Source organism: Deltaproteobacteria bacterium, from assembly GCA_012522415.1.
Lineage (GTDB): Bacteria > Desulfobacterota > Syntrophia > Syntrophales > JAAYKM01 > JAAYKM01.
Genome location: JAAYKM010000024.1, coordinates 1 through 8,091 on the forward strand (window position 1 = coordinate 1; position 8,091 = coordinate 8,091).

Annotated in this window: 7 protein-coding genes and 1 pseudogene; 1 reads left to right on the plus strand and 7 read right to left on the minus strand. The window is 53.7% G+C overall.

Going from position 1 to position 8,091, the window contains the following annotated elements; translation table 11 throughout:
- Nucleotides 1–128 precede the first annotated feature (128 nt).
- From GX147_01730 to GX147_01750, 5 genes are all read right to left on the minus strand, one after another.
- Entirely contained in the window at nt 129–311 is a 183-nt protein-coding gene (locus GX147_01730) for a hypothetical protein (protein ID NLN59429.1), read from the minus strand.
- An 88-nt stretch (nt 312–399) separates the two neighbouring features.
- Complete coding sequence (locus GX147_01735; protein NLN59430.1) at nt 400–807, minus strand: hypothetical protein; 408 nt, start codon at nt 805–807, stop codon at nt 400–402.
- Nucleotides 804–2,177 (minus strand): hypothetical protein, encoded by a 1,374-nt coding sequence (locus tag GX147_01740; protein NLN59431.1) that lies wholly within the window; start codon nt 2,175–2,177, stop codon nt 804–806. Before GX147_01740 ends, GX147_01735 begins: the two co-directional genes overlap by 4 nt.
- The gene (locus tag GX147_01745; protein NLN59432.1) at nt 2,177–4,945 is read right to left on the minus strand and encodes an N-6 DNA methylase; all 2,769 of its coding nucleotides are present in this window, start codon (nt 4,943–4,945) and stop codon (nt 2,177–2,179) included. Before GX147_01745 ends, GX147_01740 begins: the two co-directional genes overlap by 1 nt.
- Nucleotides 4,946–4,993: 48 nt before the next feature.
- On the minus strand, nt 4,994–5,230 hold the full coding sequence (locus GX147_01750; protein NLN59433.1) for a helix-turn-helix transcriptional regulator: 237 nt from the start codon (nt 5,228–5,230) through the stop codon (nt 4,994–4,996).
- Nucleotides 5,231–5,529: 299 nt separating this feature from the next.
- Here GX147_01750 and GX147_01755 point away from each other — a divergent pair.
- Nucleotides 5,530–5,631, plus strand: a pseudogene (locus GX147_01755) (transposase).
- Between the two features lie 251 nt (nt 5,632–5,882).
- On the opposite strand, the gene GX147_01760 reads toward GX147_01755, so the two are convergent.
- A complete protein-coding gene (locus tag GX147_01760) occupies nt 5,883–7,133 on the minus strand; it encodes a phenylacetate--CoA ligase (protein ID NLN59434.1) in 1,251 nt (416 codons plus the stop codon).
- Between the two features lie 14 nt (nt 7,134–7,147).
- On the minus strand, nt 7,148–7,972 hold the full coding sequence (locus tag GX147_01765; protein NLN59435.1) for an ABC transporter ATP-binding protein: 825 nt from the start codon (nt 7,970–7,972) through the stop codon (nt 7,148–7,150).
- Nucleotides 7,973–8,091: the final 119 nt, after the last annotated feature.

An 8,091-nucleotide genomic window follows, 5' to 3' on the forward strand; every position in this document is an offset into this window, starting at 1 on the left:
CGCCTCTTTCTCACCGCTATACGAATTTTCTGGCGTGCAGTCTATTCGGCTGATGACATCACGGCACAAATCGATCAGAAGGTTCGGATCTTTTATAAAGCGGTCGATGTCCTGGTTCATGACAAATTTCACCCTTCAGCAGCCGGGCGACTTTTCAAAACCTCCCGCAAGGCATCATAGACGCCGGTACGCCGTTCCTTGACTTCATAATCCAAAACCGTTTCCAGCAGCTTGCGCACCTTGGCCTGGCTCACATTACTTTGCCGGCACAATTCATCGAGCAATTGCTGGTCTTCTTGGGATAACTTCATGGATTTGCACCCTCCTTGGCCTCCGGGCGGCCTTTGGGTTCGTAAAACTTTACCCGAACGTCCGGCATTTCCTCAAACATCGCCTCGATCATCGCTTTGACCCGGCGCCACTGCAGACCGCCCAATCCAGAACCCAAGGGCGGAACTGGGCGCCCCGGGAGGATCGCACGCGATATCCTACGGCGATGATAGCGGAGAGGTTGTAAAATTTTCGGTTCCGGGAAATCTCCCGGGAACCCTCGGGTTGAACTTGTAAGAATTCCTTACAAGTTGTTTGCGGGTCCAGTTCACCTTCCTGATAGATGGCCTTGAGATGAAGGGTAATATTTTGCGGCGTTGTTTGATACAGCTCGGCCATTGTGACCTGGGTCATCCAGACGGTTTCATCCTGCACCCGAACTTCGATTCGCGTGCGACCATCCTCGGTGCGGTAGAGCAGCATCCGGCTCTGAACAGGCAGCGTATTGTCCTTGTCGGGGGTCTTTTCCCTGCTCATTGCGCCGCTGCCTCCTCGATGAGTTGTTCCACGCGGGCTTTGGCTTGACTCAGCAGCTCTTGCGATCTCTTCTTCGCTCTATGTGATTGAAGAACAAGATCTCGAATCTTTTGTTGCAGTTTATCTGGCAATTTTGGGACAATTATATTCCTTAACCTGCTGTCCGGCACAGCGCTGAGAATGCCGCCCGTTGATTGCTGTTGGAACTGCATACAGACACATTTTGATTTAACAAGCACCAATAAATATTCGGATGAAACACTTATTGGACGAAAGTGAAAAAAACCTGTTGATGCTAAGAAGCCATTTTGGGCAGCATCAATAATAGCTGCTTTATCAACCGAGCCTACTACTGCTGATGCTAGTACATCACCATTGATCACTTGACGACGAGCACGAGAAGGGAGATCTTTGCCAAGCATTGTTCCAAAGCCATCGACTGTTCCTAAAGTAGGGTTGATATTTGAAAGCTCAATATAATTGTAGAGCTGGTTGGGGGCTTGTGCAGGGTCAATATTCGGCTTTAACGCTGCTGCAATACTACTTAGTGGTTCGTAGCCATTTGGGTAGTTTTTAACCGTTTGTTGAGTGGCGGCAAATTGCGGGTGATAATAATCAGCATCAAATCGTCCGTTGGTAAGTGTGTCGCTAAACCGCGCCGTGTAGCCCACCGGTTTTTTGAACTTCAGCTTGTCTAGGCCAAGCTCAGATTCAAGGAGGTTTTGGGCTTGAGAATATGCCTTTTCTGACTCACCCAAACACTTAAATCTCTCTTTGACTAATTCATCTATATTTCGCTGGCATTCTATATTTATTCTTGGAACTAAAAGATTACTCAGTTTGTTTACGGGCAAATATGGGTTCATCTGTTCGGTCCGCTCGCGATCAGCGAGTTTTTGACCCACATTTGAAATCAGGTAAGCTGCGATGTATCCTGGATTCCATCCATTTTTAAGTCTCAGAACAGCAACGTCTTGGTTAACAACAGTATCCCCCTTAAGGTTGTAACATGGCGAAGCTTGGGCGATTCTACGTTTAATTGTGACCACGACACTATCTTTGGCAAGCGCTACTCGGTTCAACTCTCCTGAATAATGAATACTTCGAACTCTTTTAGAAAGGCTGTAATCAATTAACAGAGGAGAGACACATTCGACTGTAATAAAAAAGACTTCTCCACGAGTTAAATCGTGCCTTAACGGGGTGTGGCCGCTTGTAATCCTATCACAACAATCTCTCAACCTAGTGAGTTCAATTCCAGATCTAACCAAGCGGCTTTCTACGTGACCTCCGTCATGTGAATGATATTCTCCATCCATACGTCCACGTGCTATGACATCAAAGTACTGAGCCTGGCTCCAAACCGCCATCACCCCACCTCCCAGAAATCAAACCCCTGCTCCTGGGCAAAGCGTACAAAAGCCTCGGCCACACAGAGTTTTTCCTCGGGGATTGAGGACGCATCCGCCAGATCCGCCGACGTCAGGTCGTAATTGACCAAGTCCTGATCCACCACGAGCTGGCCTTCCTGGGGGTGGCCGTCGGGAAACTCCACCAGATGGCCGTCTTCATCCACCCGGTACTCGTAATCACCGGAGTTGTTCTTGCCGCCGCGCTCGCTCACGGCCATAAAGATCGGGTAGTCCAGGCGCTGGGCCGCTTCAGCCGCGATCCAGCGTTCCTTCAATGTTCCGATCAGGTCCGGGTCCTCCAGGATCAGCTCCAACTTGCCCTTGTTGCTGAGTAGTTTGACCGCGGTCTCCGCTTCGGGGATGGCCCTTTCCAGAGCTTTGATCTCGATCTTGCAGCTGCGCTCTTTGATTTTCTGCTTGTCCTTGAGCCTTTTCACGGCCGTTTTGTGCTCTGACTTGATCGGTTTGAGATGAGCCTGTAACTCGCGCTTGGCGCCTTCCCACTGTTGGACGATGGCCTCGATCTCCATTTTGTGCTGCTGCTGGAGAGCCTCGACGTCGCTGGCGAGGTCGTCGAGCCTCTGCTTGGCCCGGATCAATTCCGCCTTGAGACTGTCGCGTTTATCTTCTGCGTCACTGATCCGTTCTTCCAGTGCAGGATAGCCTTCGGCGGCCATCAACCGTTCGGGCTCTCCCAGTTCATAATCCCGCTCGCCCGGCTCGGTGTCGGGCAGTTCCGGTTCCGGCTCGGCAAAGCTTTCCGCGATGAGGTCGGCGATCTCCTCGGGAATGGCTTCATCCGGCACATCAAAATCATACTGGTGCCTGGCGATCAGGTCTCTGACCTGTTGTTCGTAATCCGGGCAGGCCGCGGCCACTGCCTGCTTGACTTCTTCAATCTTGGCCAGGGCTTCTTCAGTATACTTCTGCAAGAACAGCACCGAGGTTTTGGTGCCGGTATGGGGCTTGAAGGTGTTAGGGTGCAGTCCCACCACGGCCAGCAGGCGCGCTTTTTTCAGAATCCACTCGCGGATGAAGGCCAGGGACGCATTGTTGAACTTGCCCTGAGGCAGCACGACGGCGGCCCGGCCTCCGGGTTTGAGCATCTTGAGCACCCTCTCGATGAAGAGCACGTCGCGCTCCTCCTTGGGGGCCTTGTCCTTGGCGCGTTTGAGAGCCGGCTTGGCCAACTCGTAATGGGCCAGCATCTTGCGGTCCTTCATCTCGCCGGCAAAGGGGGGATTGGTGAGGATCACGTCGAACTTCAGGTTCTCGAAGTACGCCCAGGCATGGTCATCGTCCCGCAGGGTCTCTTGGACCGGGATCTTTTTGATGGTCAGTTTCTTTTCCCGCAGCCCGTGCATCAGGACCTGCCCCGAGGCGGTTTCGTACCAGGTCTTAGGGTCCAGGCTGCTCACATCCGGGCCGAAAATATTGGTGTGGCCGTCACCGGCAATGAGCATCAAGGCCCGGGCGGTTTTGGCTGCGCGGGTTTCAAAGTCGATGCCCCACAGGTACTTGGAGGCGTACTTGAACTTGCGCAGCTCCCGCTTGTCGTGGTCCCCGGCCGGGTAGCACCACTCCATGGCGTGCAATAAGAATCCGGCCGAGCCACAGGCCGGGTCCATGACATACTCGTTGCGCCTGGGGTTGAGCATGCGCACGCACATCTCCACCACGTGGCGGGGGGTGAAAAACTGGCCTTTCTTTTTCTTGGACTCGGTGGGCAGCAGGTACTCGAACGCATCGTCCATGACCCGCAGGTTCGATCCAAGCAGCCGCACGCCCTCAATCGGTCCCACACAGACCTGCAGGTGGCGCTTGGTCAGCTCGATGTCTTCGCCGTCACGGAAGATGCCGGGCCATTGGTCGGCGGCTTTTTGAAACAGGGTATTGATGCGGTCGTAGGTGATATCCGGATCCAGGGCCTTGCGGAATTCCACCACCTTGTCCCTACGGTTTTCCTGGGCCTCGCGTTCATCCCATATTTTGGCGAAGATGAGTTTGAAGATTTCGTTGAACTCATCCTTGCCGCTGTCGGCCAGAACCAGCTCTTCCAGGTACTGGACGATCTTTTTGAAGTTGAATTCCGTTCTGAGCTGCAGCAAGGTCCTTTTAGCGTCCAGCACGTCCTTGGGTTCCTGTCCGCGCCGGGGAATATCCACCAGGGTGTCGTCGAATTCCCTGGGATAGGGGCGGTACAGAATCACACTGTCGCTGCCGTTGGACCAGACCGCCACCGGCGCGCCCTTGGCGTTCATGTAGCTTTTAAGTTGCTCGATGCCGTCCTTACGTTTGGGCTTCTTGCATTCGATAATGATCTTAGGGGTTTCTTTGGTGTTATCCGTATACACGATGATGTCGGCCGCTTTGGTACCCACCTCGGTGCCGAACTGAACGCTTTTTTCCAGGTCGATCTCATCCGGCTGGTAACCGTAATGATACATCAACTTGTACACCCATAGCTGGCGGATGATCTCTTCGGGCGCGGACTTGCCGCTGTCCACATAGACCTGAATCTCCTCCTTTCCCGAGGAAAAAGGAACCTGGCTTTTCAGGAAATACTTGGTCTTGCCTGCATCGCGGCCGGTATCCACGGCTTTGGCTTGGATGTCTAAAATTTCATGGATTGGTTTGCCCAGAGCTTCAAACGCGGTGAGTTCGTATTTGATGCCCGGTTCCTTGAAGATGCGGTCGATGATTTCCCTGGTCGTGCTTTTGCTCATCGTGTCTTACTCCCAAAACGTATGCTTCACCGTCGTAATCTATCCTTTCTACACCGGCTCATCGCCGTGGAGTTCTGCGAGTAGATCGCTGCCCCGGTCTCCCATGCTGTGCAAAAGCGCCTCTATCTTTTCCATGGCAAGGGGTGACGGCCGGGCGCGGCCATTTTCCCAGCGGTTGATGGTGGGGAAAGTCACACCGAGCTTGGCGGCAAACTTTTCCTGGGTTAGGCCGGTGCGATCCCGGAGCTCACGGACCAAACGAGGAATATCGGTCTGGGTATTCAATGGCGCTCTCCTTGAAAAGTCGGGGAAATCTGAATCTCACAAAATTCATATCACGCACATTATCAGATGATCTGTCATACGACAAATAAAATCCCTATCAAGCAAAAATTCCACCATGGGTGTTTTTCTCGACCAAGCCCTGAATGGATCGGCTACCGAAAGCTTGTTCGGCTATTTTTGGCTACTGCCAACCGCGCTTCCCTTGAAGCGTCAATGCGAGATACTGGATCTGTCGCGATCGGGCATTTATTACACACCGGCTCCGGTCAGTGATCGGGATATGGCGTTGAGGAATTGCCATCAGCATGGACGGCAAGGGTCGATGGACAGACAACGTCTTTATCGAACGGTTATGGAAGAGCGTCAAATACGAGGATATTTATCTGAAGGCTTACAGTTCCATGACATAATTGAAAAGTGGGTTGGCCACTTACTTCACATTTTACAACGAAAAACGGTGGCACAATCATTTTGACAGAAAAACCCCGGCTATGGTTTATTTCAACTCTCAAGCACAGAAACAGGCTGTGGCATGAACGCTAAACAAAGCAGGTTCCCACTTATAAATCCCTATTCCCTGTCCAAAAAAACCCGACCACCTGCATTCTCGGGTGCATTGCGCTGTCGCTAATGCACCACACTACTTTCCGTCTTACCCCCACTTCCTCTGATCCACGATCATGGGCGTTTGATCATCCCATTCCTTCCGGTCCACCCATTCCAGTTTGTCGATGCCGACGGTGCAGGTTTCCCGGAAGTTTTTCCTGAACGTTTCCATTAACGCATCGGTGGGTAAAGCCGGGGAGAACAGCCGGGCGGTGAGGACGTCCTTGTCGTCCTCACGGTCCACGAGGATCTGGAGGGCTTCCTCCGGCCAAGCCTTCATGAGCGCCCGGAGCTGGCTGGGGGCGACGAACAGGCCCCGGACCTTGACGGCTTCCCCGACCCTTCCGGCGATACCGTCCAGGCGGTAGGAACTCCGGCCGCAGGGGCAGGATTCAGCGATCAGGCGGGACAGGTCGCCGGTGCCGAAACGGACCAGGAAAAACAGGGAATTGAAGCGGGTGACGACGATTTCGCCCAGTTCGCCGGGAGGAACGGCCTGCCCCGTCACGGGATCGACGATCTCGACATACACCTCCTCGCAGATATGCCAGCCCTTCTTTTCACCACATTCGAAGCCGATATCACCGACTTCTGTGGCCCCGTACATCGTGTAGGTGTCGATGCCGTATTTCTTCTCCAGGGTTTCCCGGACGTTGGGCAAAAGGGGTTCGGCGGCGAAGCAGGCCTTCTTGATGCGAAAATCCGTCCCGAACCGGAAATTCAGTTCTTCGGCCTTTTCGATGATCGACATCAGAAAGCTCGGGGTGCCCGAAAAGACCGTGGGCTTCAGATCCCGGATCAATTGCACCTGCTGTTCCCGCCCGGCGGCGCCGGAGGGAATGACCGTCGCGCCGACTTTGCGCAGGCCGTTGTGGAAGGTGAGTCCCGCCGCCACCATGTGGTAGGAAAAGGCGTTTAGGGCAATGTCACCTTTTTGAACCCCGGCGGCCTTGTAGGCCCGGGCCCAGAGTGGATCGTCTTCGCCGAGATGAGGTTCATAAACCGGGCCGGGGGAGATGAAGATCCGGTCGATTTCGGCGTCGGGGTCGTCGAGCCCTCCGTAGGGCGGTTCGGCCAGTTCCCATTCGACAAGTTTTTCCCTTGAGATGACGGGCAGTTTGGCCATGTCGTCGGGAAAACGGAAGGTCTCCGGATCGACACCTGCGCCATCGAGGATGGCCTTGAAGCGTTTCGATTTTTCGCTCCCTTCCCGGAGCATCCGCCTCATCCTTCGCCCCTGATGGATCTGGCGGTCTTCCACGCTCTGGGTTTCGTTTTCATCAAAATAAGCCGTCATAGCCGCTCCTTTCCCTACAGCCAGCGTTTTCTCCGTCGGTAGGATTTGACGTTTTCGTAGGTTTTCGTCTTGTCCGCCGCACCCATCCCCAGGTAAAACTCCTTCACATCGGGGTTGGATGTCAGTATTTCAGAGGTTCCTTCCATGACGATCTTGCCGTTTTCCATGACGTAGCCGTAATGGGCAATCCTGAGGGCCATACGGGCGTTCTGTTCAACGAGCAGGATCGTCGTCCCCTGTTCCCGGTTGATTCGGTCGATAATTTGGAAGATCTCCCGGACAATGCGGGGCGCGAGCCCAAGGGAAGGTTCGTCCAGCAGCAGGAGTTTCGGGTTCGCCATGAGGGCCCGTCCCATGACGAGCATCTGCAGTTCGCCGCCGCTGCAATACCCGGCAAGGGCCTTCCTTCGTTTCACCAGTCCCGGGAAATAATGGTAAACCAGCTCCAGATCCTTTTTGTAGGGTTCGCCGCTCCGGGTCGCCGTGCCGACTCGGAGGTTTTCCTCGATGGTCAGGTACTTGAAGGGCTGACGGCCTTCCAGAACCTGTATGATCCCCAGACGGGTAATCGCTTCAGGAGGCTGGTTCTGTATATTGATACCGTCAAACGTAATGACGCCGTCGGTAACCTCGCCGTTTTCCGGTTTGAGGAGACCGGAAATGGCCTTGAGGGTCGTCGTTTTCCCCGCGCCGTTGCTGCCCAGAAGCGAGACGATCCGCCCCTCGGACAGGGACAGGGACACGCCCTTTAAAACCTGGATTACATCGGAATAAACGACACTGATGTTGTTGATCTGGAGTAAGGTATCGTTCACGCTAAGTCCTTGTATGTTTGTCATCTATGAAAAAGCTTTTCAAATTAAAGTACACCTCACCCTTTATTGTTTTTCGAAAGCGGAGAGACTTCAGATATCTCGGAGCGTTCGAAAAACAAGTATCCATATCTTTACTGATCGCC

Coding starts and splice junctions, on each gene's coding strand:
- GX147_01730 (NLN59429.1), bottom strand. CDS start 311: ATGAAGTTATCCCAAGAAGACCAGCAATTGCTCGATGAATTGTGCCGG.
- GX147_01735 (NLN59430.1), bottom strand. CDS start 807: ATGAGCAGGGAAAAGACCCCCGACAAGGACAATACGCTGCCTGTTCAG.
- GX147_01740 (NLN59431.1), bottom strand. CDS start 2,177: ATGGCGGTTTGGAGCCAGGCTCAGTACTTTGATGTCATAGCACGTGGA.
- GX147_01745 (NLN59432.1), bottom strand. CDS start 4,945: ATGAGCAAAAGCACGACCAGGGAAATCATCGACCGCATCTTCAAGGAA.
- GX147_01760 (NLN59434.1), bottom strand. CDS start 7,133: ATGACGGCTTATTTTGATGAAAACGAAACCCAGAGCGTGGAAGACCGC.
- GX147_01765 (NLN59435.1), bottom strand. CDS start 7,972: ATGACAAACATACAAGGACTTAGCGTGAACGATACCTTACTCCAGATC.